The sequence below is a fragment of the Nonomuraea sp. NPDC050783 genome (assembly GCF_040802095.1).
In the GTDB taxonomy this organism is placed as follows: Bacteria; Actinomycetota; Actinomycetes; order Streptosporangiales; family Streptosporangiaceae; genus Nonomuraea.
This window is the reverse complement of record NZ_JBFAHK010000015.1, coordinates 1-24,087: the sequence shown is the minus strand read 5'-3', so window position 1 is coordinate 24,087 and position 24,087 is coordinate 1. Positions and strand designations below refer to the sequence as shown.

Sequence of the window (24,087 nt, the reverse complement as noted above, 5' to 3'; positions counted from 1 at the left end):
ACCGGTTCCCCGTCGCCAGGACGGACGGCCTACGCTTGTCGCCCGGAACGTCCGGTGAGGGGAGCGAGATGAGCACGCCGATCGACCCGCGGGCCGCCGGGCTGCGTGACCGCCTGCGCGGGAGCCTGGCCGCCGCCGCGCTGACGCCGATGACCAGGGCGGGCGAGGTGGACCTCGACGTCGCGGAGGCGTACTTCCGGCGGCTGGCCGCCTCGGGCGCCGACGCCCTGGCCGTCCTCGCCCACACCGGCCGCGGGCCCTTCCTGCCCGCGCCCGTGCGAGCCGGGCTGATCACCCGCGCCCGCCGGGCGGGCGTCCCGGTCATCGTCGGCGTCGGCGGCGGACCGGCCACGGGCGGCACGCGGGACGCCGGCGCGGCCGGTGGCGCGAATGGCGGCACGGCCGGTGGGACGGCCGGTGGGACGGCCGGTGGCATGGCCGGCGCGGTCGCGGACGCCCGGATGGCGGCCGAGCTGGGGGCCGACGGGGTGCTGGTGTTCCCGGAGCCGGGTGACCGGGTGGCGCTGCACGAGGCGGTGTGGTCGGCGGCCGGGCTGCCGATGATCGCCTTCGACCTGTACACGAACCCGTGCCCGCCCGCCACGCTGCGCCGGATCCTCGCCCTGCCCGGCGTCGCCGGCCTCAAGACGGCGCTGCTGTCGGACGCCATGGGCTGCCAGGAGACGATCGCCCTCACCCGCGAGGCCGGCAGGCTGGCGATCACCGGCGAGGACCGCATGTTCGCCCCCTCGTTGTTGTGGGGCGCGCAGGCGGCGCTGGTGGGCGTCGCGGCCGCGTCGGTGGGGACGACGGCGGCGGTGCTGCGCGCGTACGAGGGCGGGGACCTGCGCGGCTTCGAGAAGGCGGCCGCGCGGCTGGACCGGCTGGCGGCGGCCACGTTCACCGCGCCCATGGAGGGCTACGTGCAGCGCATGGCCTGGCTGGCCGCCGCGGAGGGGCTGGTCCCCGAGGAGCACGCCCACGACCCGCACGGCCCCGCGCTGCCGGACGGCGAGCGCGCCAGGGTGCTGGCGGCCCTCGCGTAGCCCCCTCAGATGGCGATCCGCACCAGGTCGCGCCCCTTGAGCGCGTAGAGCGCCCTGCGGGAGGGGTCGATGTTCAGCCGGGCGCCGCCGCCGAACCAGTCGCTCGCCAGCCCCTCCACGAGCGTGCGGGAGGTGAGCTTCACCAGGTCGATCTCGTAGACGGCGTCCTCGTCGCAGGTGTACGCGTGCCGCCCGGCGAGCACCAGGTCGCCGCCCCGGTCGTAGACCTTCAGCGTGCGCGTGACCCTGCGCCGGAGCAGGTCGTACTCGAACAGCACGCCCGTGTCGGTGATCCCGTACAGGGCGAGCGCGGTGTGCTTGAGGCTCGTGACGGCCCGCGCGCCGGCCACCGGCTCGATCTCCCACCGCACCCGGCGGCGGCGCAGGTCGAACGCGGCGAGCCGGGCCGTGGAGGTGACCGGCGGCGCGCCGAGCCCTTCCTGCGTGCTGGTGCCCATGTAGAGGGTGCCGAGCAGGGCGGTCAGCGAGAAGACGGTCTGGCGCTCGACGACCGGCCGGTAGGTGTCGAGCCTGCCGGTGCGCGGGTCGTACACGTCGAGCGCGCCGTTCTGGTGCCCCGGCTCCGGCTGGGTCGACATCGCGATCAGGCCGGTCAGCTCGTCGTGGACGAGGTCCTTCGGCCGGTCCTGGTTGTGGCCGGTGCGCAGCAGCAGCTTGGCCTCGGGGTCGCCGGCGCGGTGGGAGTAGAGGGCGGCCTGGGTGTAGACCCCCAGGTAGGTGGTCGTCCCCGCGGTCATGATGGTCTTCGGCTCGCCGGGGACGGGCAGCCGGGTGACCCGGCCGGTGGCCAGGTCGTGCAGGTCGCAGCCGCCCTTGCCGCCCACGTAGACGCGCTCGCCGTCGCAGTGCACGGACATGGGCTCCTCGGGGGCCGCTCTGAAGCCCTTCTGCACGTGGCTCAGGTAGCCGAGGTCGCCGGTGGCCGGGTCGTAGACGAAGACGCCCGTCTCCTGGACGCCGTAGACGCGGCCGCCGTGCTCCAGGATCCGGACGGTCTGCGCCTCCGGGAACGGCACGCCGAGCACCTCGTACGCGCCGGTGGCGAGGTGGTAGCGGTAGAAGGTCCCGGAGGGGCGGCCGGCGAAGTAGACCCAGCCGTCGTGGATCAGCACCGAGACGATGTACTTCTCGCCCGGGGCGGTGGCCTTGACCACCCTGTACGCGGCCGGGTCCGCCTTCTCCAGCACGAGCAGCTCCGCCAGCGAGTTCATGCCGCCCGCCACGTGCGTGTCGCTGATCGACATGCTGGACACCCAGTCGCGGTCGGCCACCTCGGCGGGCAGCAGGTCGCGCCGCTCGCCGGTGCGCCGGTCGATCGCGACGAGGTGGGCGTTGGTGCCGACGCCGGCGTAGACATGGGTGGCGTCGGCCTGGACGCTGCGGACGTACGCCTCGCCGGGGGCGGGCTGGCCGAGGTCGCGGGTGGCGCCGGTGGCGGGGTCGTACTCCAGCACGCGGCCGGGCTGCGAGGTGCCCAGGTAGACCTTGCCGTCGGGGGAGGCCGCCATGGTCCAGACGTAGTCGTCGGGGTAGCGGGCCAGCAGGGTCGTGGTGCCGGTGAGCGTGTCGATCCTGTAGAGGTCGGAGCGGGTGTGGGTGCCGACGTAGACGTCGGTGCCCACCTTGCACATCGCCCAGATGCCCACGCCGGTGGGGATGTCGTGGTGCGCGGTGATCCGGTCCGCGCCCAGGTCCCAGGCGCCGACGACGTTGGGCGCCAGGCCGCGCGAGCCCAGGTAGAGCACGTCGCCGACGAACTCGGCGTTGCCGAGCGGAGCGGCCACGCTGGCCGGGCCGAGGTCGGTGACCGTGCCCTTCGGCTCGCGGGCGGCGGCCGACGCGGAGGCGGCCGACGCGGAGGCGGCGGGGAAGGTCGCGGGGAGCGCGGCGGGAAGGGTGACGGAGCCTGCGGAGGCGACTGCGGAGGCGGCTGCGGCCTGGAGGAAGCGGCGGCGGGGGATCATTCGCGGGTCACTCCTTGTGAGGGGTCGCCGCACGCTATAACGGCCCCGTCCGTAATGTCCAGACCGAAGAGCCGGGCGGCGTTGCGCCACGCGACCAGCTCGGCCGTCTCCGCGTCCAGGCCCGCCGCCGCGACCGCGCCGAAGGCCGAGGCCGGGTCGATGAGGGTCGAGTCGGTGCCGAAGAGCAGCCGCGTGCGGTCCACCGCGGCCGCCACCTGCGCGACGCGGCCGGCGGGGGCGTGGGAGTAGCACGGTTCGAGGTAGAGGCGGTCGCAGGCGCGGGCGGCCTCGATGGCGTGGGCGTGACCGTCGGCGCCCATGTGCCCGGCGATGACCCGCAGGCCGGGCGTGTCCAGGCAGACCTCGGCCAGGTCCAGCACCGTCGTGCCCCACGTGTGGACGAGCGCGGGCACCCCTGCCTCGGCGACCATGGCCAGCGCCTCGCGCGTCTGCGGCGAGGAGGCGGGCGACCGGGTGTAGTCGGTGTGGATCTTGACGCCGACGAACCTGCCGGTGGGCAGGTACGCCCGCAGGTCCCGCTCGGCGTCGGCCTGCCTGCGGGGGTTGACGGTGACGTAGCCGAGGTGGCGGTCCTGGCCCTCCAGCCAGGCGGCCAGCGCCCGGTTGCCGGCGGGCGCGTCGTAGATCACCGCCTCGGTGGCCGAGACGATCGACAGGTCGATGCCGTACCGGTCCATGGCGGCCAGGTTGGCGCCGGCCACGTCCATGGTGAAGAACCAGGGGCCCCAGTGGGCGTGCACGTCGATGATCATCCGAGCAGCCTCCTCGCGTTGCCGCCCGCCACGGCGGCGATCTCCTCCGGCTTCAGCCCGCTGGTCGCCAGGCGCAGCAGGGGGACGACCGGCTCGTAGTGAGGGGTGCGCGAGCCGTACAGGAGCCGGTCGGCCGGTACGGTCTCCAGCGCGTCGGGGGAGTTCAGCAGGCGGGTGGAGGTGTGGAAGCCGGGCTCGTCGGCGGCGACGACGAGGAAGTCGCCCAGGTGGTAGAAGTGCGTGTCGAGGAAGACCACCGTGGCGCCGAGGCCGGAGAACGGCTGCCAGAAGCGCCGCACGTCGCCGCCGGTCAGCACGACGAGGCCGAGCTCGGCGGCCTTCCTGGCCACGTGGCGGACCGAGGGGAAGCCCGCCTCCACGCCCTGCTCGTCGGGGAAGAGCCGGACGGCCCGCACGCCCAGCCCGGCCAGCCGGTCGAGCTCCCGCGCGGCGCCGACGGGGTCGCGCAGGTCCACGGTCCCGACCGGGACCGCCGGCGGGTCCAGCGCCAGGACCTCGTCGTTCCCCGAGCGCACGTCGAACAGGGCGGCGCGCAGGGACGCGACCGCGCCGGCCCGGATGCCGTGCGCCGCCAGCGTGCCGAGCACCGCGCCGGGCGTGCCCGGCGGGCCGTCGCGGTCGGGGTAGGCGCCGACCAGGACGTCCACGTCGAGGCTCACCTCAAGGTCCCCGATCAGCTTGCTCGCCTCGAATGCCGTCACATCGCCTCCATTGACTTATTCAGCTCAGCACATTACGGTCTGGGCCAAAATTGGGCAATACGCTCTTGTGGAGGTGCGGCCGTGCCGCGGAAACCCCTCGCAGTCCTCGCGGCCCTGGTCGCGAGCCTGCTCCTGCCGGTGCTCCCGGCCCGGGCGGCCACCCCGCCCAAGGCGCCCCCGTGCGCCGGGCCGCGGGTGGAGACGTTCGGACCGGCGTCCCTGACCGGGGCCATCGTGGGCGCCGTGGTCCACGAGGACAAGGCCTACGTCGTCACGCGCGGCCAGAAACCGCCCGTACTGGCCGAGATCGACCTGAACAGCCGCAAGGTCGTCAGGAGCGTGCGCCTGCCCGACGGCCCGGCCGCCGGGGAGCCGGAGGGCGGCTGGGCCACGGCCGTGTCGGGCGGCAAGGTCTACGTCGGCACCTATCCCGTGCCCGACCTCTACCGCTTCGACCCGGCCACCGGCGAGGTGGAGCGCCTGGCCTCGTTCGGCAAGAACGGCGGCTACATCTGGTCGCTGGCCGCCGCCCCTGACGGCACGATCTACGCGGGCACCTACCCCGACGGCCGGGTCAGGGAGTACGTCCCGGCCACCGGCGCCGTGCGCGACTTCGGCGTGCTGGCCGCCGGCGAGCGCTACGTCAGGGCGGTCGCCGCCGACGCCGACAACGTCTACGCGGGCCTGCTCGACAAGGGCAAGCTCGTCGCGATCAACCGGGCGACCGGCGCCGTCAAGGAGCTGGCCCAGGGCGGCACCGGCATCGGGGTGGTCGCCGAGCACGGCGACCGGATCCTCGCAGTGAGCGGCCAGACCCTCATCGACGTGCGCAAGGACGGCACCGACGCGCGGAACGTGCCGCTCGGCGGCAGCCTGGACGCGCTCACCGTGGCCCCCGACGGGACCGTCTACGGCACCTCGCGCCCCGACGGCGCCGTCCACCGCTACCGCACCGGCGACAGCGCGCCCACCAGGATCGCCGATCCGCCGTCCCAGGACGACGAGACCAGGCGGCTCGCGCTGACCGGCGACGGCACGCTCGTCGGCTTCTCCGGCAGCGGCGGCATGTGGTCGCTGGACCTCGCCACCGGGCGGTCGCGGTTCACCGACCTCATCGAGGCCGGCCTGCCGGCCGGCGCGGAGCGCCCGCAGAGCATGCTGCTGGTGCCCGGCCGCGCCGTCTACGTGGGCGGCCACTTCTTCATGGACGTCCGCGACCTGCGGACCGGCGAGCAGCGCCGCTTCCGCGTCCCGGGCGAGCCCAAGGACCTGGTGCGCCGCGGCAACAAGATCTACGCCGCCGTCTACCCGAGCGGGAACATCATCTCCATCGACCTGCGCACCGACGAGGTCCGCAGCCTCGGCTACCTCGGGCACGGCCAGCAGCGCCCCTGGGACCTGGAGTACGACCCGGTGCGCGACAAGCTGCTGGTCGCCTCCGCCCCCCTGGGCGCCGAGCTGGAGGGCGCCCTGTCGATCGTGGACCCCGACACCGGCCACATGGACGTCTACAAGGGCGTCATCCCCGGCCAGAGCCTGATGAGCCTGTCGCTGGACGCCCGCGAGGGCGTCGTGTACCTCGGCGGCGACGTGCTCGGCGGCGGCGGCACCCCGCCGGTGCACACCTCGGCGTCGGTCGCCGCCTTCGACCTGCGCTCCCGCACGGTGCTGTGGCAGGTGGAGCCGGTCGCCGGCTACCGCACCTTCCAGGACGTCAAGGTGCACGACGGGCTCCTGTACGGCGTGTACAAGCGCAACTCCGGCGCCTGGATCGCCCTGGACCTGGCCACCAGGACCGTCAGGCACCAGGGCACCCTGTCCGGGTACGGCGAGCTGACCACGCACCGCGGCCGGGTGTTCGTCAGCACGTTCTTCGGCGGGGGCAACGCCTACGAGCTGAGCGACCACGCCACCCAGCTCGCCACCGGCCTCGGCGACGAGTGGTACACCAACCCGCAGCTCCACTTCGAGCCCGGCTCCTGGAAGGCGTGGGCCCTGAGCGGCCGGCACCTGGCCAGGATCGACCTCGACCCGAGCTGCCCGCCGCTCACCGTCACCCCGCCCCAGGGCTGACGCCGTGCCCGCGACCCCGGCCGGGGTCAGTTCCGCCGCAGCGTCTGGGACATGGTCCGGCCGGGGTCACGCGGGTCCTGCGCGCTCACCCGCAGGCTGTCGCCGTCCGCGCTGAGCGTGAAGGTGGCCGCGCCCCACTCGAAGCCGCAGTCCTTGCCGTTGACGCCGTAGATCCAGCGGATCTCGCCCTGGTAGGTCGGCGGCTGCCCGAACAGGTGCACCTCCGGGTCGCCCGAGGGATAGGTGCAGCCGCTGTGAGGCTCCACCCAGTCGGGCCCGTACCGGGTGCCCTCGTAGGAGCCGCCGCCCACGTCCCGGAAGGTCAGGTACCCGCCCCAGCGGCCGGACAGGTCGGGCGGCGGCTTCGGGGTGACGGTCAGCAGGGTGCTCGCGGAGCGGTCGCCGTCCCGGCCCGTGACGGCCAGGCGGTAGGTGGCCGGGCCGGCGGGCGCGTCACCGCGCAGCGTCACCTGGCCGCCCGCGCCGGCGGCGGCCCTGGCGAGGGAGGCGTCCCCGAGCGTGAGCCGCACGCTCTCGCCCGCGTCGAACCCGGCCGCGACCACCTCGAACGCCGCCTCGGCCGGCACCGACGACGGCACGCGGACGAACCTGATCCGGGGCGCGGGACGCTCCCGGATGGTGAGCGTGGCGCCGGCCCGCCGGTCGGGGCTCCCGCCCCGGGCCGTGATCGTGTAGCGGCCGGCCGCGGCGCCGGCGGGCACGGCGTCGGCCAGCACCGCGACGCCCCGGCCGTCGGCGGTCCGGACGCCCAGCTCGCCGCCGCCGCCCGGCCCGGCCCAGGTGAACGTGACCCTCTCGCCGGGCTCGAACCCCGTGGCGCGCGCGCCGGTCGAGCCGCCGCGCTCGATGGCGCCGTCCGAGAGGATCAGCCGCGGTGTCCCGGGGCGCGGCGTGGCGGGGTCGCGGCCCCGGTCCCGCATGGTGTCCCGCCCCGGGCCGTCCCGCCTGGAGCCGGACTGGTCACGGCGGGCGGTGTCGATCGGTGGATGGGTGTCGATCGGTGGACGGGTGTCGATCGGCGGGAGGCCGCCGGCCGGCGGGCGGGTGGTGGCCGGGGGTCGCGGCCGGGCCGCGAGGGGGGTGATGACCGCCGCCGACGGCTCGGCAGCGCCGGGGGTGGCGAGGCGGACGCCGGCGACGGCGGCCGCCGTCACCGCCACGGTGGTGGCGGCCGCGATCACCAGCGCCTGCGCGCTGAAGGCGGATCCGCCCTTGCCCAGGAACGCGACCGCCCCCGCGGCCCCGAGCCCGCCCCCGCCCAGCCCCAGCAGCAGGCCGAGGGCGCGCTTGCGTACCTTCTCCTCCTCCTCGAAGTAGGCCACGTCGTCGGCCGCACCGGCGTTCGCCGCCGCCGTCAGGCCGAAGGCGAGCACCTGGCCCCAGGCGCCCCAGCGCAGGGAGCGGCCGAGCAGCGGCGCCGCGGCCCGGGCCAGGGCCCGCGCGGGGTCGTGCGCCTCCTCGCGCACCGCGGCCCGCAGCACGGCGACGACGGCGGCGGCGCCCGCCGCCACCTCGGCGCGGGTGGCGTTCCGTACCCAGGAGGTGAGCCGGGCGGCGTAACCGGCCGCCTCGTTCCTGCCGCGCGGGACCGGCGCGCCGGCCGTCAGGAGGTGGCCGGGGCCGGCGGGCTCGGCGAGGCGCAGCCGCCGCAGCCCGGCCAGCGCGGCGTCCGTCCCGTCGGGGGAGAGGCCGGCCAGCGCGCCGAGCACCGGCGCGGGGACCGGCACGCCCGGCAGCGCGGCCAGCGCGCGGGCCGCCGCGGACCCATCGCCGTCCAGGGACGCCACCAGGGCGCGGGCGGCGGTGCCGGGATCGGCCGCCACCGGCAGCACGCCGGACGCGCGCATCAGGGCGGCCGCCTGCAGGAGCGTCCTGGGGTGGCCGTTCGCGGCCCGGCACAGCTCCCGGACGGCGGCGCTCTCCTCCTCGCTCAGGGGGCGGGCCGGGTCGGGGACCGCCTCGGCCGTGGTCAGGGCCACGGCGTCGGCCTCCGCCAGCCCGCCGAGCGGGAGGACGTGGCCCTCCGCACCCAGGAGCCGCCGGGTCGAGGCCAGCAGCAGGCCGGCGCCGGGGACCACGTCGAGCAGCTTCTCCAGCGACTCGGCCGAGCCCTCGTAGCCGTCGATCACGACGAGCGCCCGCACCTTGCCCATGAGCCGGCGCAGCCGCCCGGGCGGCGGCAGGTAGCCGGGGCTGTCGTAGCAGGCTTCGAACAGCTCCTGGACGATGTCCTCGGTCTCCAGCCCGGCGGCCGACAGGTACACGACGTCCTCGCCGGCGTCCGCCGCGTCGCGGGCGATCCGGGCCAGCACGGCCGACTTGCCGATGCCCGGCGGCCCGTACACCAGCACGGGGGCGCCGCGCTCGGCGAGCCGGCCGCGGATCCGCGCCAGGTCGCGGTCCCGGCCGATCAGGGGCGCGGCGCTGTCCGGCAGCCAGCGCCGGTCGGGGTGCTCCCGCAGGCGCACCGGGACCGGGCCGCCCTCGCGCTCGGTGACGATCGTCCGGTTCTCGGTGTAGTGGACGACATTGTGGTCACCGACCAGAACGGTGCCGTTGTTGTCGCCACCGAAACTCATCCGGACGGCGTCCGGCGGCGTCATCGCGTCTCCGACCGGCGAATTCCGGCGATGTTGTGGTCGCCGACGATGAGATTGCCGTTGTTGTGCCCGCCGACGCGCACGCTCGCCGGGCCCGTGGCGCTTTCCCGCAGATCGCGCAGCAGGCCCGTGATCTCGCCCGCGCGTTCCGGCTGCCGGGCCAGCAGCTCGGCGATCCGTCCCTGCCAGTGGCCCGCCAGGACGGACGCGGGGAGCTCGCGCTCGCGCAGGGCCTGGCCGGAACGTTCCAGCTCGGCCTCCTCCGCCGGTACGCGCTCCGGGTCGCCGCCGCCCAGGACCCGGGCGATCCTGGCCCGCGCGCTCGCCCAGCCGTCGGAGACCATCGCCTGGAGAAGGGCCTCCGCCGCCGCTCCGGCGAGGGCCAGCACCTCGACGTCCATTGCCGCCGCCTTTCCCTTTTATCGGTATTTACCGAAAAATTTGAATAATTCTCATCTGTCCGCTTTTCCCGGCGCCTTCCTATCGGAATTCAACCTCGTGCCCGGCGTACGGTAAGGCTGTGGCGAATTACCCGTACAACTCCGTACGGGCCCGTTAGCATGAGCGGCGGCGGCGCCCCCCGAGAGGACGTTCAGGAGACGCTCGATGCAGCAGCGGCCCCCCGGCGGTCCCCCCGCCGATCCTCCCGGCCCCGCCCTCGTCACCACCCGCGAGGAGTTCGCCGCGGCGCTCAGCCGCCTGCGCGAGCGCGCCGGCATCTCCGTGCGCGCCCTCGCCGCGGCCGTCGGCGGGCAGAGCGGCACCATCGGCGACTGGCTCTCCGGCCGCGGCCTGCCCGCCACCTCCTCGCGCGAGCTGCTGGTCAAGGTGCTGCGCGCGTGCGGGGTCACCGACGAGGCCACCCTGGAGCAATGGCTGGCCGCCTGGCTGCGGGTCCGCCGCCAGCCCGGCCCCCGCCCGGCGGGCCCGGAGCCGTACCGGGGCCTGGACGGCTTCGACCGCGAGCACGCCGGTTGGTTCTTCGGCCGCGAGAAGGTGACCGAGCGGCTGGTCACCGAGCTGACCCGCTCGCCCGCGCCCGGCCGCCCCCTGGTCGTGGTCGGCGCCTCGGGGTCGGGCAAGTCCTCGCTGCTCCAAGCGGGCGTGGCGGCCCGGCTCGCCGGCACGGGCCGCCGGGTCGAGACGTTCACCCCCGGCGCCCGCCCGCTCGACGCCCTCGCCGCGCGCGCCTCCGGCCCGGATCCCCGCCCGGCCGTGCTGATCGTGGACCAGTTCGAGGAGGTCTTCACCCTCTGCGAGGACGCGGCGGAGCGGCGCCGCTTCATCGAGGAGGTGTGCGCGGCCGCCGCCGCCGGCCCGGTGGTGCTCGGCCTGCGCGCCGACTTCTACGCCCACGCGATGCGCCACCCGCCGCTCCTCGCCGCGCTGCGGGAGGGGCAGGTCACCATCGGTCCGATGAACGAGCGGGAGTTACGCGACGCCATCGAGAAGCCGGCGCTCAAGGCCGGCGTCGAGCTGGAGAAGGGCCTGGTCGAGCTGGTGCTGCGCGAGGTCGCGCCGCCCGGCGGCGGCGACGGCGGGGCGCACGAGGCAGGCGCCCTGCCACTGGTGTCCCACGCCCTATGGTCCACCTGGCGCAAGAGCCAGGGCCGCAGGCTGAGCATCGCCGCCTACCGCGAGGCCGGCGGCATCGACGGCGCCGTCGCGGAGACCGCGGGCCAGGTCTACGGGTCGCTGACCGGGCCGCAGCAGGTCCTGGCGCGGCGGCTGTTCCTCACGCTGGCCCACCTCGCCCCCGACACCGCGGTCACCCGCCGCCGCCTCCCGCTCCCCGAGCTGCTCGCCGAGCTGCTCCCGGGCCCGGACGACGGCACGCGGGCCGGCGAGATCGAGGACGTGCTCGGCCGCTTCGTCGCCGAGCGCCTGATCACGGCCGACGAGGAAAGCGTGCGGATCAGCCACGAGGCGCTGCTGTCCGCCTGGCCCGAGCTGAGGTCCTGGCTGGAGGAGGATCGGGCCGGCCTGGCCGTCGGGCGCGACCTCGCCGCGGCCGCCACCACCTGGGACAGGGCCGACCGCACGCCGGACGCCCTCTACCGGGGGACGCGCCTGGCCGTCGCCCGCGAGTGGGCCGAACGGGTCGCCGGCCACGCCGCGCCCGGCCGCCTGGCCCGCGAGTTCCTGGACGCCTCCCTCGCCCTGGAGCGCGCGCGGGCGGACGCCGAGCGCCGCGCGACCCGCCGCCTGCGCCTGCTGGCCGCCGTCCTGGCCGTGCTGCTGGTGCTCGCCGGCACCGCCGTCGTGGTCGCGGTGCGCCAGCAGTCGCTGGCCGCCCGGCAGCGCGACGCGGTGCTGTCGGGCAAGGTGGCCGACGACGCCGTGGCGCTGCGGGCCGGCAACCCGGCGCTGGCCGCGCAGCTCGCCCTGGCCGCCCACCAGGTCACGCCGACCCCCGAGTCCCGGGGCGCCCTGCTCAGCGCGCTCGCCGCCCCGTACGCCACGGTGCTCGGCGCGCACACCGACGCCGTCTACGCCGCGGAGTTCAGCCCCGACGGGCGGCGCCTGGCCAGCGTGAGCCTGGACGGGACGCTGCGGTTGTGGGACGTCACCGACCGGCTCCGCCCGGCCGCGTCGGCCACGGTGACCGGCGATCCGTCCGGCCTCGCGGCGGCGGCGTTCAGTCCCGACGGCCGTGCCCTCGTCACCGGCGGCAACGACGGGATCGCGCGGCTGTGGGACCTGACCGCGCCCGGCGGGCCGGTACGGCCGGTGACCCTGGCCGGGCACACGGAGGGCATCATCGGCGTGGCCTTCGCCCCCGACGGCCGGACCGTGGCGACGGCCGGCTACGACCGCACGGCCCGGCTGTGGGACGTCGCGGACCCGCGCGGCCCTCGCCCGCTGGCCACGCTGGAGGCCGGCCCCGCGCCCCTGTCGGCAGTGGCCTTCGGCCCGGACAGCCGGACCCTGGTGACCACCGCCTTCGCCGAGCGGGTGTCCGTCTGGGACGTCGCCGACCCGCGCCATCCGCACCGCCTGCCCGACCTGACCGGCCACACCGGCAACGTGCTGGCCGCCGCGATCAGCCGCGACGGGCGGCTGCTGGCGACCGGGGCGTTCGACAACACCGTGCGCCTGTGGGACTTCCGCGACCCGCGGCACGTGCGCCACCTCGCCACGCTGACCGGGCACGGGAACGGCGTCGTCGCGATCGCGTTCGCCCCCGACGGGCGCACGCTGGCCACCGGCGGCTACGACCGCACCGTCCGGCTGTGGGACATCTCCGACCCCGGGGACGCCGGCGACCGCGACCCCGCCGTGCTGGCCGGGCACTCCGGCACCGTCTACTCGGTGGCCTTCCACCCCGACGGGAGGTCGCTCGCCACCGGCGGCGGGGACGACACCGTCCGGCTGTGGGACCTGCGCAGGCCGATCCTGGCCGGCCAGAACGGCGACGTGGCGGCGCTCGCCTACCGCCCCGACGGCCGCGTCCTGGCCACCGGCAGCTACCGGAGGACCAGGCTGTGGGAGGTCTCCGGCCCGGCAGGCGCCCGCCCGCTGGCCGTCCTGACCGCCCAGCCGAACGTCGTCACGGCGATCGCCTTCTCCCCGGACGGGCGGCTCATGGCCACCGGGAGCCTCGACTTCACCGTGGCCCTGTGGAGCGTGCCCGATCCCGCCCGGCCACGGCTGCTGAAACGGTGGGACGCCGGGACCGGTAACGTGCTGGCCGTGGCGCTCGCCCCCGACGGGCGCACCCTCGCCGTCGCGGGCGAGAAGTTCGACGTCGGCCTGTGGGACATCGCCGACCCGGCCCGCCCCCGCCTGCTCGCCCGCGCCACCGGGCACCGCGACGCCGTGAACGCGCTGGCGTTCGCCCCGCGCGGCCGGGTGCTCGCCTCGGGCGGCGGCGACCGCACGGTGCGGCTGTGGGACGTGGCCGACCCGGCCCGCCCGCGCCCGCTCGCCACCGTGCGGGCGCACGACAAGGGCGTGCTCGCGCTGGGGTTCCGCGGCGACGGGCGCGTCCTCGCCTCCGGCGGCGCCGACCGCACCGCCCGGCTGTGGCGGGTGGACGACCCGTCCCGCCCGGCGCCGGAGGCGACGCTCGGCGCGCACACCGACAGCGTGACCGGGGTCGCGTTCCAGGCCGGCGGGCGCGTGCTGGCGACCGGGAGCGACGACGGCACGGCCCGGCTGTGGGACGTGGCCGACCCGGCCCGCCCTAGCGTCTCGGCCACGCTCACCGGCCACGCCGGCACGGTCAACGCGGTGGCCTTCGCGCCCGGCGGGACGGTCCTGGCCACGGGCGGCGAGGACGCGGCGGTCCGCCTGTGGGGCACCGACCCGGGGCGGGCCGCCCGGGACGTCTGCGCGCTGGCGTTCCCCGCGATCACCCGGGCGGAGTGGCGCCGCTACCTGCCGGGGCCGGCGTACCGGCCGCCCTGTTCATGATCTTTCTCACACCAACCTGATGGTGATCTTCGACGTCTCTGTGAGTATGAAGAAAATGAAGCAGCTCGGCGTCACCGCGCTCGGCCTGGCCGTGGCGCTGGCCGGCACGATCGCCACCAGCGGCCCCGCGGCGGCGGCGTCCTCCCCGGTCGAGGCGTGCGGCGGCGGCAGCTACCACGTCATCGACAGCCACGCCTTCGGCTCCAGCGCCGTGGCGTACCTGCTCTACAACGGCACGACCAACTGCGTGGTCACCTGGAAGACGGGTGCCAGGGGCAACACCAAGTACGTGGAGGCGCGGCTGCGCCACAGCAGCATGTACTTCCGCGTGGACGGCAAGAACTACCAGTACTACGCCGGACCGGTGAAGGTGGACGCGCAGGGGCGGTGCATCCAGTGGGGCGGCGGGTACGCCGACGCCTCCTACGTCAGCGGCTGGGAGCACTGCGGCTGACAGCCCCTGCTACAGGTGCGGGCCGAGCAGGGTGAGGTCGGCCGGGGAGAGGCGGTCGGAGGCGGTCGCCGCCTGGTGCCAGTACGGGTAGAGCAGCGGCTGCCGGCTGACCTCGTCCAGCCGGGCGCGCTCGTCGTCCGACAGCTTGAGGTCGGCCGCGGCCAGGTTGTCGGCGAGCTGCTCGCTCGTCCGGGCGCCGATCACCAGCGAGGTGACCGCCGGCCTGCCCAGCAGGTACGCGAGCGCCACCCGCGCCGCCGAGACGCCGTGCCCCTCCGCGATGTCGAGCAGCACCTCCACCGTGTCGTAGAGCTGCTCCTCGTCGCGGACCGGCGGCTCGTTCCACTCGGTGAGCTGGCGGCCCTCGGACGGCCGCACGCCCCGCCGGTAGCGGCCGGACAGCAGCCCGCCCGCCAGGGGGCTCCACACCAGCACGCCGAGGCCCTGGTCGACGGCGGCCGGGATCAGCTCGTACTCGGCGTCGCGGGCCTGCAGCGAGTAGTAGATCTGCTGGCTGACGAAGCGCGGCAGGCCGAGCCGGTCGGCGATGCCCAGCGCCTTCATGAGCTGCCAGCCGGCGTAGTTGGACACGCCGACGTAGCGGACCTTGCCGGAGGTCACCAGGTGGTCCAGCGCGGCCAGGGTCTCCTCCAGCGGGGTGCGGCCGTCCCACTCGTGCACCTGGTAGAGGTCGATGTGGTCGGTGCCGAGCCGGCGCAGGCTCGCCTCGGCGCCGGTGATGACGTGGTGCCGGGACAGCCCGGCGTCGTTGGGGCCGTCGCCCATCGGCATGCGGACCTTGGTGGCCAGCAGCAGCTCGTCGCGGCGCCCCTCGATCGCCTTGCCGACGATCTCCTCCGACAGGCCGGCGGAGTAGACGTCGGCGGTGTCGATGAGGTTGACCCCGGCGTCCATGCACATGTCGATCTGCCGGCGCGCCTCCTCCACGCCGGTGGACCCGACGTAGGCGAACTTGCCCGTGCCGCCGAAGCTCATGGTGCCCATGGTCAGCACCGACACCCGCAGGCCCGACCGTCCCAGCTCGCGATATTCCATGGCGCCATTATCGCGGGCGCCGTCATCGCGCCACCCGCGGCCGTTCCCGTGGCCGTTCCCGTGGCCGTTCCCGCGGCCGGCCTACCGGTCCCGGGCGGGGCAGGGCGGGTACAGCGGCCGGGTGCCGGTGGAGCGGGCCGACGGGTCGGTGAAGCGGCACCCGTAGTCCGGGGCGGCCAGCGCGAGCGGGTCGCTCACGTCGTCGCCCGGCGGGCGCCTGCCGGTGCGTTCCCAGCGGACGAGGTCGTCCCACGCCGCCCCGGCCTCCGCGTCGCTGAACTCGCAGTGCCCCGCCGCCCGGATCGCGCGCTGCACCAGCAGCCCGGAGCGGCCGTGCCGGGCCACGTCGGCGCGGTAGTACTGCTCCATCGAGAACGGCACGAAGCCGTCGCCCAGGTCGTGCAGCGACAACACGGGCACGTCGATCCTGCCGGAGACGGCCGGCACCTGCGTCAGCCGCGCCGTGCGGCGCGCCGCCGGATCGGCGGGATCGACCCGCCGCACGCTCGCGTCGACGTTCACCGGCGTCGCGGGCCGGTAGACGGTGCCGCGGTTGGTCGCCACGCGGCCGGGCTCCTGCGCGAGCGTGCCGCCCTCGTCGGGGTCCGCCAGCCCGAACAGGAAGTCCTGCCAGTACGCGAACGCCGCCGCCGCTCCCGGCCGCTGCCCGCCGCCGCGGTTGACCATGATGTCGCGGAACTGCCTGCCGAGCTGGTTGCCCGGCTCCGCGCCGCCCGTCAGGCCGAGCCGTTCCTTGATCTTCGGGACGGCCGAGGTCGCGTAGTCGGCGGGGATCGGGTAGGCGGGCACGTCGGCCAGGTCCTGCGCGACGAGCTGGTGGTCGAGGAAGTAGTCGAACAGCTCGTGGTCGCCGACCACCCCGCACATCGGCAGCGCGGCGTCGTACACGCCGGGGTACTGCTCGATGGAGCGGGCCGTGACGTGACCGCCCATCGACACGCCGGCGAGGAACGTCCGGCGCGGCCGCGCCACCTCCCGCGCGAAGCGGGTGACGAGGGCGCGGGTGCTGAGCACGCCGGCCCGCACGTCGTAGGCGTTGGCGTAGTAGGAGGAGGCGGCCCAGGCGTACCCCTGGTCCAGCAGGCGCTGCCGCAGGCCGTAGCCGGGCGGCTCCACGGTGAGCACCGTCGTGTCGCCGCGGTAGCCGTGGGCCCACATCACCAGCTCGCCGTTCCAGCGTGGCGGCACCTCGATGTCGAACGCCGCGTGCTCGTGGACGCCCTGCACCACCCGGCTCGGCCTGCCGCCCACGGTGGCCGGGGCGAGGGGCGGGTTGTCGACGGTGTAGCCCGGCAGGGGCCGGTCGTCAGGGACGTCGGTGGTCGTTCCCGCGGCGGGCATGGCCGATGACGCGCACAGCACGGCGGCGAGAACGACCGAGGAGAGGGTGCGCATCGGTCGTCACCTTCCTTCGCGGGCACGCCGGAGGAGGGGTCCCCCGGCGGGAGCCGGTGAGGGCGTGCCCCTCCCCATGAGACACCAGCGGGCGGCGCGGCTCCAGGGCCCCGGCGGGGTCATCGGGGCGGCCTGACCTCGCGGTGCCGTACGGCAGGGGTGCCGCCCAGCTCGTCCAGCAGCTCCGCGAGCAGCGCCCGGCACTCCTCCAGCCGTCGCTCCCCGGCGCGCCCGGCCAGCCGCGCCTCCAGCTCCCGGCGCGCCCGCCGCGCCGCCGCCACCGCCTCCTGGCCGCGCCGCGTCAGGTGCACGCGCCGGATCCGGGCGTCACCCGGGTCGGCCAGGCGCTCCACGTAGCCGAGGTGTTCGAGCTCGGCGACGGTCTTGGACGCGGCCTGCTGGCTGACGCCCAGCTTGGGGGCCAGCTCGCCCACCGTGGGCCCGTCGCCGCCGACGAGGTGCTGGAAGAGGTATCCGTGCGAGAAGCGCAGCCCCGCGTGACCCTGGTCGGCCAGGCTCCGCTGCACGATCTCGGCGGCCGCGAAGCCCACGAACAGGGCGAGCGTCCCGGTGTCCAGGTCACCGGTCAGGACAGGTCGCATGCCTTCATTCTGCACTTGACAACCAAGGTTGTACAACTACGGTTGTGGACATGGCGAACCTTCAACAGCACCCCAACGTGGATCTGGCCGTCCGCTACCACGAGGCGGTGGCCAGAGGCGAGAGCGCCGACCGGTTCCTCCACCCCGGCGTCGTGCACCAGGAGCTCCCCAACGCGCTGTTCCCCGACGGCGTCGTCCGCGACCTCGACGGCCTGCGCGCCGCGGGGGAGCGGGGCCGCACGACCATTCGCGACCAGCGCTTCGAGGTGCTCAACGCGGTCGCGGCCGGCGACCAGGTCGCCCTGGAGGTGCTCTGGACCGGCACCCTGGCCGTCCCGCTGGGCGACCTGCCGGCCGGTCACACCCTGCGCGCCCACATCGGCACGTTCCTGCGCTACCGCGACGGCAGGATCGTCGAGCAGCGCAACTACGACTGCTACGAACGCCTCACCTCGCCCGTCAGGGCGTAGACAGTGTCTACGTACTCTGGTAGACAGTGTCTATGCACGAGGAGGACGCCGGGCTGCGGGCCCGCCTGATCGAGGCCGGCGTGGAGCTGGTCGCCCGCGAGGGGACGCAGGCGCTGTCGCTGCGCGAGATCGCCCGGCGGGCGGGCGTCTCGCACGGCGCGCCGCGCCGCTACTTCCCCACCCACCTGGAGCTGCTGTCCGCCATCGCCCGCGAGGGCTTCAAGGCCCTGGGCGCCGAGATGGCCCGGGTGCTGGGCGACGGCCGGGCGGACCCGCGTACGCAGCTCGCCGAGCTGGGCCGGGCCTACCTGAGCTTCGCGCTGGCCAACCGCGGCATGTACGAGCTGATGTTCCGCCACGACCTGCTGGAGAGCAACCACCTGGGCCTGCGGGAGGCCAGCCTGCCGCTGTTCCGCGCCCTGACGGAGCTGCTGGCGCGGGCGGGGCTGCGGCCGGGCGTGGACCCGCGGGTCGCCGCGGGCGCGCTGTGGGCGAACGCGCACGGCCTCGCCCAGCTGTGGAGCTGGGGCAGCCTGCAGGTGACCACCGGCTCCGCCGAGCTCGAACCGCTGCTGCACGCCACGCTGGAGGCGCACCTCGGGCCGGTGCCGCGATGAGGCCGGGACCCCGCCGCCTCACGCTGGCCGCCAGCGTCACCGGAGCGGTCGTCGTCGCCCTCGACGGGACCGTGCTCACCATCGCCCAGCCCGCCCTGCAACGGGACCTGCGTGCCTCGTTCGCGCAGGTCCAGTGGACCAGCACCGGCTACCTCATCGCCGTGGCGGCCCTGCTCGTCCTCGCCGGCCGGCTCGGCGACCGCTACGGGCACCGGCGGGTCTTCGCCGCCGGCACGCTGGGCTTCGCCGCCACCTCGGCGGCGATCGCGCTGGCGCCCGGCATCGGCTGGGTCATCGGCCTGCGCGTCGCCCAGGGGGTCTTCGGCGCGCTGCTGCAACCGGCCACGCTCGGGATGCTGCGCGCCGCGTTCCCGGCCGACCGGCTCCCGATGGCCGTCGCGGCGCGCAGCAGCGCCATCGGCCTGGCGGCCGCCGCGGGCCCGCTGGTCGGCGGCGCGCTGACCGCCCACTTCGGCTGGCGCTCGGTGTTCCTCCTGAACGTGGCCCCGGCGCTCGCGATCGGCGTGGCCGTGCTGGCCGCCCGCACCCCGGCGCCCCGCGAGACCGCCCCCGGCCCCGGAACCGGCCCCGGAAGCGGCCCTGGAACCGGCCCCGGAAGCGGCCCTGGAGCCGACCCCCGCACCGGTCCCGGCCGGCTCGGGCTGGGCGGGGCCTGCCTGCTGGCCGTGGCGCTGGCGGGTCTCGTCCACACCCTGGTGGAGCTGCCGCGTACGGGATGGACCGCCGCCACCGCGCTCGGGCTGGCCGCGGCCGTGGCGGCGGGCGGCGCGTTCGCGCGGCACCAGCGGACCGCGGCCCATCCGCTGGTACCCCGGCAGGTGCTCGCGGTGGGGCCGCTGACCGCGGCGCTGGCCGTCCTGCTGGCGGCCTCGGCGGCGATGTTCGGGGCGCTGTTCGTCGGCAGCTACTTCCTCCAGGAGGTGCTGGCGCTGGACCCGCTGCAGAGCGGGCTGCGCGTGCTGCCGCTGGCGGTGATGATGGTGGCCGGCGCGCCGGTCGCCGCCGTGCTCCTGCGCCGGCAGGGTGCCCGCCGGACGGCCCTGGCGGCCACGGCCCTGATCGGCTCGGGCATGCTGCTGCTGGCCGGCGCCGACAGGTCGGCGGCCTCGCCGGCGATGGTGGGGGCGTTCCTCCTGCTGGGCGCCGGCTTCGGCACGGTGATGGTCACGGCGACGGCGGTCGTGGTGCGGCAGGCGCCCGCCGGCGACGTGGGGGTGTCCGGCGGGCTGAAGCAGACCGTCCTGAACATCGGCCCGGCGCTGGGCATCGCCCTGGCCACCACGTCGATCACGCTCGCCGCGCCCGGCCCGGCCGGGCAGGCCGTCGGCGGGGGCTCGCCGTGGACGGCCGCGGCCTTCGGCGGCGCGATGGGGCCCACGCTGCTGCTGCTCGCGGGCGTCGCCGCGCTCGGCGTGCCGGCCGCCGCCAGGCTGCCCCCGCGCGCCGCCGCCGACCCGGTGCCGCGCCGGGCCTGATCGTTCCGCCGCGCCACGGGCGAGGCGAGTACGCTGGCCGCGGCCGCCGTCCCGACGAAGGAGCCGCCCGTGATCACCGACCCGACGCTTCTGCGGATCGGCCAGGGAGTGGAGTTGCACCACCACCGAGGTCAGCGTGAGGCCGCGCGCGACCTGTTCGCGCAGGTCTGGCACGACATCGGCGGCGAGCAGGGCGACCCGCTGCACATCTGCGTCCTGGCCCACGCGATGGCCGACGTGCAGGACGACGCGCACGAGGAGCTGGCGTGGGACCTGCGCGCGCTCGCCGCCGCCGACCTGGTCACCGACGAGCGGGCGGCCCAGGCGGGGGTGGCGCTCTCCGTGGCCGGCCTGTACCCGTCGCTGCACCTCAACGTCAGCGACTGCTACCGCAAGCTGGGCGACCTCGCCCGCGCCCGCGAGCACCTCCAGCGGGCGCGGGCCGGGATCGACGCGCTCGGCGACGACGAGTACGGCCGGCTCATCAGGAACGGCCTGGAGCGGCTGACCGAGCAACTGGACGAGCGCACCTGACCGCGAGCCCCGGCCCAGGCCGGGGTCCGGTCACAGCTCGATGACGGTGGAGTAGTCGAGGCGGTCGACGGTCAGCCTCAGCGTGCCGTGCCGGCAGGAGAACGCCGGTGACTTCGTCTGCGGGAAGTCGGGCGAGATCGCGGTGACGCGGCGCGGGCAGGAGCCCACGTCGGCCTCCACCGTGAACCCCGAGCGGGGCATGATGCCCCGGTCGTAGGTGTGGTTGACCAGGTGGATCGAGCGCCTGCCGGTGCCGCGCCGCACGAGCAGGCTCGCCGCGACGCCGGCCACCCCGACCCGCACCTCCTGGGCGCCGATCGTGTTGTCCTGGAAGAGCGCGCGGTGGTCCTTGTAGAAGCGGGTGTAGGTGGTGAAGAAGTCCATCATCCCGAGGTCCGTCGCGGTGGGGTCGCCGACGGTGTCCTTCAGGTGGAAGGCGGGGAAGATGCCGTTCGCGTACGCCTCCGCGCCGAAGATCCGCCAGTAGTCCTCCCTCTCGCGCGGCGGCAGGCCGAGGTAGGCGGTCATCATGTCGCTCGGCCAGTCGATGAACACGACGACCGGCACGGGGCCGGCGATCCGGGCGCTCTGCTCCTTCAGGTAGCGGTACTGCGACTGGAGCGACTTGGCGCCGTTGAGGTGGCCGCCGGCCACCGGCACGTAGTCGGCGCCGCGGAAGTCGGGAGTACGCTCGTCCGGGTTCCACGGGTACATGCCGACGCTGTTGAAGTCCACGTAGGGCCACAGCCCGTTGGAGGAGACGAGGACGCCGCGGTGCCGGGTGCGCCAGGCGTGGGCGCGGATCGCGTCGACCAGCTCCTTCCAGTACCGGCGCAGGTACGTGGCGGTGAACGAGGTGTCCTCGGCGTACATGCGGTTGGCGACCACCCGGCCCCACTCGGGCGCGAGCGGGTTGGCCGCGTTCAGGGGGTCCAGGTTCCAGCCGCCGGCCCGCAGGTAGTCGCGGTAGTTGAAGTTGGCCGACAGGTCGCCGGCCGGGACGTCGCGGCGCGGGACGTTGCCGTCGGTCATGCCGAAGCGCGCCTTCCAGTCGGCGGCGGTGAAGCCCGGGTACTTCGCCAGGAGGTAGCGGTTGAAGTCGGCGATCGTGTAGTCGTCGAAGCCCTCGTTGCCGTTGAAGCCGTACTTCGACCCGCCGCTGAACCCGGCGTTGACCTCGTCGAGGTTGATCCCGTCCACCCCGCCGTCCACCTGGACGCGCGCCCACGAGAGCAGGTACGCCCGGTAGCGGGGGTTGAAGAGGTTGCCCCGCCGCGCCGGCTCGGGGAAGCCCAGCTCGTCGTGGGGCACCGGGTCGCCGTTCGCGTCGCGCGTCGACATGTCGTCGAAGACCTCGGCGGAGGGGAAGTCCTTCGGGAAGATCACGCTCGCGGTGCCGCTGCCCATGAAGGTGACGCCCCGGGCGTGGTAGCGGCCGATCTGCGTGAAGTCGTAGTCGGCCGCCTCGTCCCCGGCCGTGGACCACTTCCCGATCGCGCGGACGGTGGTGTCCGGGCGGAGCCGGTAGACCTGCGGGTCCTCCTCGTCCACGTCCGACTGGCTGAACGCGTACACGACGAAGTCCCTCACCCCGGACGGGCCAGCGGCGGCGGGCGCGGCGGCCTGCCCCCACGCGGCGAGCGCCACCGCCGCGACGCCCGCCGGCCAGCGCGGTGCTCCGGATCGCCGTGCCATCATGGCCCCCCTGGGAGCTTCGGCGCCGCTCGTCGGCAGATCCGCGCCAGCATATGCCGGGGCCCCCGCCGGGGGAAGCGCCCCGGGGTCAGAGGTCGCTGGCGGCCACGTAACCGAAGGTCATGGCCGGGCCGATGGTGGAGCCCGAGCCGGCGTAGCTGTGGCCCATGACGGCCGCGCTGGCGTTGCCGGCCGCGTACAGGCCGGGGATGACCGAGCCGTCGGCCCGCAGCACGCGGGCGCGGGCGTCGGTGCGCATCCCGCCCTTGGTGCCCAGGTCGCTGGGGACGATCTTGAAGGCGTAGAACGGGGGCAGCCACAGCGGGGCCAGGCAGGGGTTGGGCCGCACGGCGGGGTCGGCGTAGTAACGGTCGTAGGCGCTGTCGCCGCGGTGGAAGTCCTCGTCCCTGCCGGTCGCGGCGAAGGTGTTGAAGCGGGTGACCGTGGCGCGCAGGGCGGCGGGCGGCACCCCGATCCGCTGGGCGAGCTGCTCGACGGTGGCCGCCTTGTGCACGGCGCCGCTGTCGTACCAGGAGGCCGGCAGCGGCAGCAGCGGGGCGACGTCCTTGAACAGGTAGCGGTTGCGGTACTGCTGGTCCACGATCAGCCAGGCGGGGATGTGCGGCGTGGACGGGGAGTGGCGGTCGTACATGACGTGCACCACGTCGCTGTACGGCGCCCCCTCGTTGACGAAGCGCGCGCCGCCGCCGTTGACCATGACGCAGCCCGGCAGGGTGCGCTCGGCCAGGCAGAAGTACGCCTCGCCGGGCAGCGGGACGGCCGGCCCCCACCAGGCGTCGTCCATCAGCTCCAGCGCGGCCCCGGCCCGCTCGCCCGCCCCGATGCCGTCGCCCGTGTTGGACGCGGCGCCGAGCGTCCAGTCCGTCCCGACGGGCTGGCGCTGGTACTCGGCGCGCATCGCCGCGCTGTGCTCGAACCCGCCCGAGCCCACGATCACCCCACGCCCGGCCCTGACCAGCCCGGACGGGGTGACCACGCCGGCCACCCGGCCCGCCTCGACGTGCAGGTCGAGCAGCGGCGTGTTCAGCCGCACCGGCACCCCGGCCGCGAGCAGCCCGGCACGCAGCCCGCCGGCCAGGGCCTGTCCCATGGTGAGCGGGCGCTCGCCGCGCAGCGCCGCCTCCGTCCCGCGCAGCAGGCAGGCGGCGGCGACCTGCGCGCCCTTGACGCTGACCGCGCTGAGCGTCAGCCACTTGTAGTCGGCGCTGTGGACGACCATGCCGGCGGGCGACGGGATGTACGGGGGGTTGAGCCGGGCCAGCTCGGGGCCGAGGAGGTTGCCGTCGAGCTGGGCGGGCTCGATGGAGCGGCCGTCCGGCATGCCGCCGGGCAGCTCGGGATAGTAGTCGGCGTACCCCTGCATGAACCGGAAGCGCAGCGGGCTGTTGCGCATCACGAACGAGATCATCGGCGGCCCGGCGGCGAGGAACGCCTGCTGCCGGGCGAGCGGCACCGTGTCGCCCACGACGCGGGCGAGGTAGGCGGCGGCCTTGGCGGGCGTGTCCGGCACGCCCGCGGCGAGGATCACCTCGTTGCACGGGATCCAGATGCCCGCGCCCGATCGCGCCGCCGACCCGCCGTAGGTGGCGGCCTTCTCCAGGACGACCGTACGCAGGCCGCGCCGGGCCGCGGTGAGCGCGGCGGTCATCCCGGCCGCTCCGGCGCCGACGACCACCACGTCGTACTCGTCGTCCGCGGCCCGCGCCCGGGCGGAGCGCGCGGAAGCGGCCCCGGCGGGGACGGCGGGGCCGAGGGCGGCGCCGGTCGCCGCGATGCCGCCGGCGACGAGCAGGGAGCGGCGGCTGGGCCCGGCGGGCGTGGGGGCGTGAGCGGCGGGCGGTTCCATGGACGTGTCCCTTCGGCGGGGGCCTCACACGGAACCCGAGCATGCGCTTGGTTGGTAACCCTGTCAATGACCCGGGCCCGGCTCGGAAGAGCCGGGCCCGGGTGATCGTGCCGTCAGCGTCGAGATGTCAGCCGCTGGGGTGTCAGCGTTGGAGGGTCAGCAGGCCGGGGCGGTAGGGCAGCAGGCCGTAGTCGCCGCCGGAGCTGGGGCTGCGGCCCTGGTAGAGCAGTTGCAGGTTGCAGGG

18 protein-coding genes are annotated in these 24,087 nt (G+C 75.4%); 8 read left to right on the top strand and 10 right to left on the bottom strand.

Annotated features, from left to right (window positions below; all coding sequences use genetic code 11):
* The first annotated feature begins 68 nt into the window (after positions 1 to 68).
* Positions 69 to 1,046 carry a dihydrodipicolinate synthase family protein gene (locus AB0H75_RS32945; RefSeq protein ID WP_367803195.1) on the top strand — a complete coding sequence of 326 codons (978 nt, stop codon included), beginning with the start codon at positions 69 to 71 and terminating at the stop codon, positions 1,044 to 1,046.
* 5 nt (positions 1,047 to 1,051) lie between these two features.
* Here the strand turns inward: AB0H75_RS32945 and AB0H75_RS32940 are convergent, their stop codons facing one another.
* From AB0H75_RS32940 to AB0H75_RS32930, 3 genes are read right to left on the bottom strand one after another with little or no spacing between them, the layout of a single operon-like run.
* A complete protein-coding gene (locus AB0H75_RS32940; RefSeq protein WP_367803193.1) occupies positions 1,052 to 3,031 on the bottom strand; it encodes a hypothetical protein in 1,980 nt (659 codons plus the stop codon).
* Complete coding sequence (locus AB0H75_RS32935; protein ID WP_367803191.1) at positions 3,028 to 3,804, bottom strand: amidohydrolase family protein; 777 nt, start codon at positions 3,802 to 3,804, stop codon at positions 3,028 to 3,030. The genes AB0H75_RS32940 and AB0H75_RS32935 overlap by 4 nt, the downstream gene beginning before the upstream one ends.
* Positions 3,801 to 4,526, bottom strand: a complete 726-nt coding sequence (locus AB0H75_RS32930; protein WP_367803189.1) for an amidohydrolase family protein — start codon at positions 4,524 to 4,526, stop codon at positions 3,801 to 3,803. Before AB0H75_RS32930 ends, AB0H75_RS32935 begins: the two co-directional genes overlap by 4 nt.
* A gap of 81 nt (positions 4,527 to 4,607) precedes the next feature.
* On the opposite strand from AB0H75_RS32930, the gene AB0H75_RS32925 reads away from it, so the two are divergent.
* Entirely contained in the window at positions 4,608 to 6,599 is a 1,992-nt protein-coding gene (locus tag AB0H75_RS32925; protein WP_367803187.1) for a PQQ-binding-like beta-propeller repeat protein, read from the top strand.
* 26 nt (positions 6,600 to 6,625) lie between these two features.
* Here AB0H75_RS32925 and AB0H75_RS32920 read toward each other — a convergent pair whose 3' ends face one another.
* Together AB0H75_RS32920 and AB0H75_RS32915 are read right to left on the bottom strand one after the other, a co-directional pair.
* Positions 6,626 to 9,223, bottom strand: a complete 2,598-nt coding sequence (locus tag AB0H75_RS32920) for an AAA family ATPase (protein ID WP_367803185.1) — start codon at positions 9,221 to 9,223, stop codon at positions 6,626 to 6,628.
* Positions 9,220 to 9,621, bottom strand: a complete 402-nt coding sequence (locus AB0H75_RS32915) for a hypothetical protein (RefSeq protein ID WP_367803183.1) — start codon at positions 9,619 to 9,621, stop codon at positions 9,220 to 9,222. The genes AB0H75_RS32920 and AB0H75_RS32915 overlap by 4 nt, the downstream gene beginning before the upstream one ends.
* A 205-nt stretch (positions 9,622 to 9,826) precedes the next feature.
* Between AB0H75_RS32915 and AB0H75_RS32910 the strand changes: the two genes are divergently transcribed.
* Together AB0H75_RS32910 and AB0H75_RS32905 are read left to right on the top strand one after the other, a co-directional pair.
* Positions 9,827 to 13,636 carry a helix-turn-helix domain-containing protein gene (locus AB0H75_RS32910; protein ID WP_367803181.1) on the top strand — a complete coding sequence of 1,270 codons (3,810 nt, stop codon included), beginning with the start codon at positions 9,827 to 9,829 and terminating at the stop codon, positions 13,634 to 13,636.
* Between the two features lie 55 nt (positions 13,637 to 13,691).
* Positions 13,692 to 14,090 carry a spore-associated protein A gene (locus tag AB0H75_RS32905; protein ID WP_367803179.1) on the top strand — a complete coding sequence of 133 codons (399 nt, stop codon included), beginning with the start codon at positions 13,692 to 13,694 and terminating at the stop codon, positions 14,088 to 14,090.
* Between the two features lie 9 nt (positions 14,091 to 14,099).
* Here AB0H75_RS32905 and AB0H75_RS32900 read toward each other — a convergent pair whose 3' ends face one another.
* The 3 genes from AB0H75_RS32900 to AB0H75_RS32890 form a co-directional block, all read right to left on the bottom strand.
* Positions 14,100 to 15,146, bottom strand: coding sequence for an aldo/keto reductase (locus tag AB0H75_RS32900; RefSeq protein WP_367803177.1), 1,047 nt, complete (start codon positions 15,144 to 15,146; stop codon positions 14,100 to 14,102).
* 81 nt (positions 15,147 to 15,227) lie between these two features.
* Positions 15,228 to 16,562 carry a hypothetical protein gene (locus AB0H75_RS32895; RefSeq protein WP_367803175.1) on the bottom strand — a complete coding sequence of 445 codons (1,335 nt, stop codon included), beginning with the start codon at positions 16,560 to 16,562 and terminating at the stop codon, positions 15,228 to 15,230.
* A gap of 119 nt (positions 16,563 to 16,681) precedes the next feature.
* Positions 16,682 to 17,164, bottom strand: coding sequence for a MarR family winged helix-turn-helix transcriptional regulator (locus AB0H75_RS32890; RefSeq protein ID WP_367803173.1), 483 nt, complete (start codon positions 17,162 to 17,164; stop codon positions 16,682 to 16,684).
* Positions 17,165 to 17,214: 50 nt separating this feature from the next.
* Between AB0H75_RS32890 and AB0H75_RS32885 the strand changes: the two genes are divergently transcribed.
* The 4 genes from AB0H75_RS32885 to AB0H75_RS32870 all read left to right on the top strand — a co-directional run bounded on the left by AB0H75_RS32885 (position 17,215) and on the right by AB0H75_RS32870 (position 20,281).
* Positions 17,215 to 17,634, top strand: coding sequence for a nuclear transport factor 2 family protein (locus AB0H75_RS32885; RefSeq protein ID WP_367803171.1), 420 nt, complete (start codon positions 17,215 to 17,217; stop codon positions 17,632 to 17,634).
* A 32-nt stretch (positions 17,635 to 17,666) separates the two neighbouring features.
* Positions 17,667 to 18,251: a TetR/AcrR family transcriptional regulator gene (locus AB0H75_RS32880; protein WP_367803548.1), complete on the top strand. Its 585-nt coding sequence runs from the start codon at positions 17,667 to 17,669 to the stop codon at positions 18,249 to 18,251.
* A complete protein-coding gene (locus AB0H75_RS32875) occupies positions 18,248 to 19,747 on the top strand; it encodes an MFS transporter (RefSeq protein WP_367803169.1) in 1,500 nt (499 codons plus the stop codon). The genes AB0H75_RS32880 and AB0H75_RS32875 overlap by 4 nt, the downstream gene beginning before the upstream one ends.
* Before the next feature lie 69 nt (positions 19,748 to 19,816).
* The gene (locus tag AB0H75_RS32870; protein ID WP_367803167.1) at positions 19,817 to 20,281 is read left to right on the top strand and encodes a hypothetical protein; all 465 of its coding nucleotides are present in this window, start codon (positions 19,817 to 19,819) and stop codon (positions 20,279 to 20,281) included.
* A gap of 30 nt (positions 20,282 to 20,311) precedes the next feature.
* On the opposite strand, the gene AB0H75_RS32865 is transcribed toward AB0H75_RS32870, so the two are convergent.
* A complete protein-coding gene (locus AB0H75_RS32865; RefSeq protein WP_367803165.1) occupies positions 20,312 to 21,979 on the bottom strand; it encodes a hypothetical protein in 1,668 nt (555 codons plus the stop codon).
* A gap of 85 nt (positions 21,980 to 22,064) precedes the next feature.
* Positions 22,065 to 23,843, bottom strand: coding sequence for a 3-oxosteroid 1-dehydrogenase (gene kstD, locus AB0H75_RS32860; protein ID WP_367803163.1), 1,779 nt, complete (start codon positions 23,841 to 23,843; stop codon positions 22,065 to 22,067).
* Between the last annotated feature and the right edge of the window lie 244 nt (positions 23,844 to 24,087).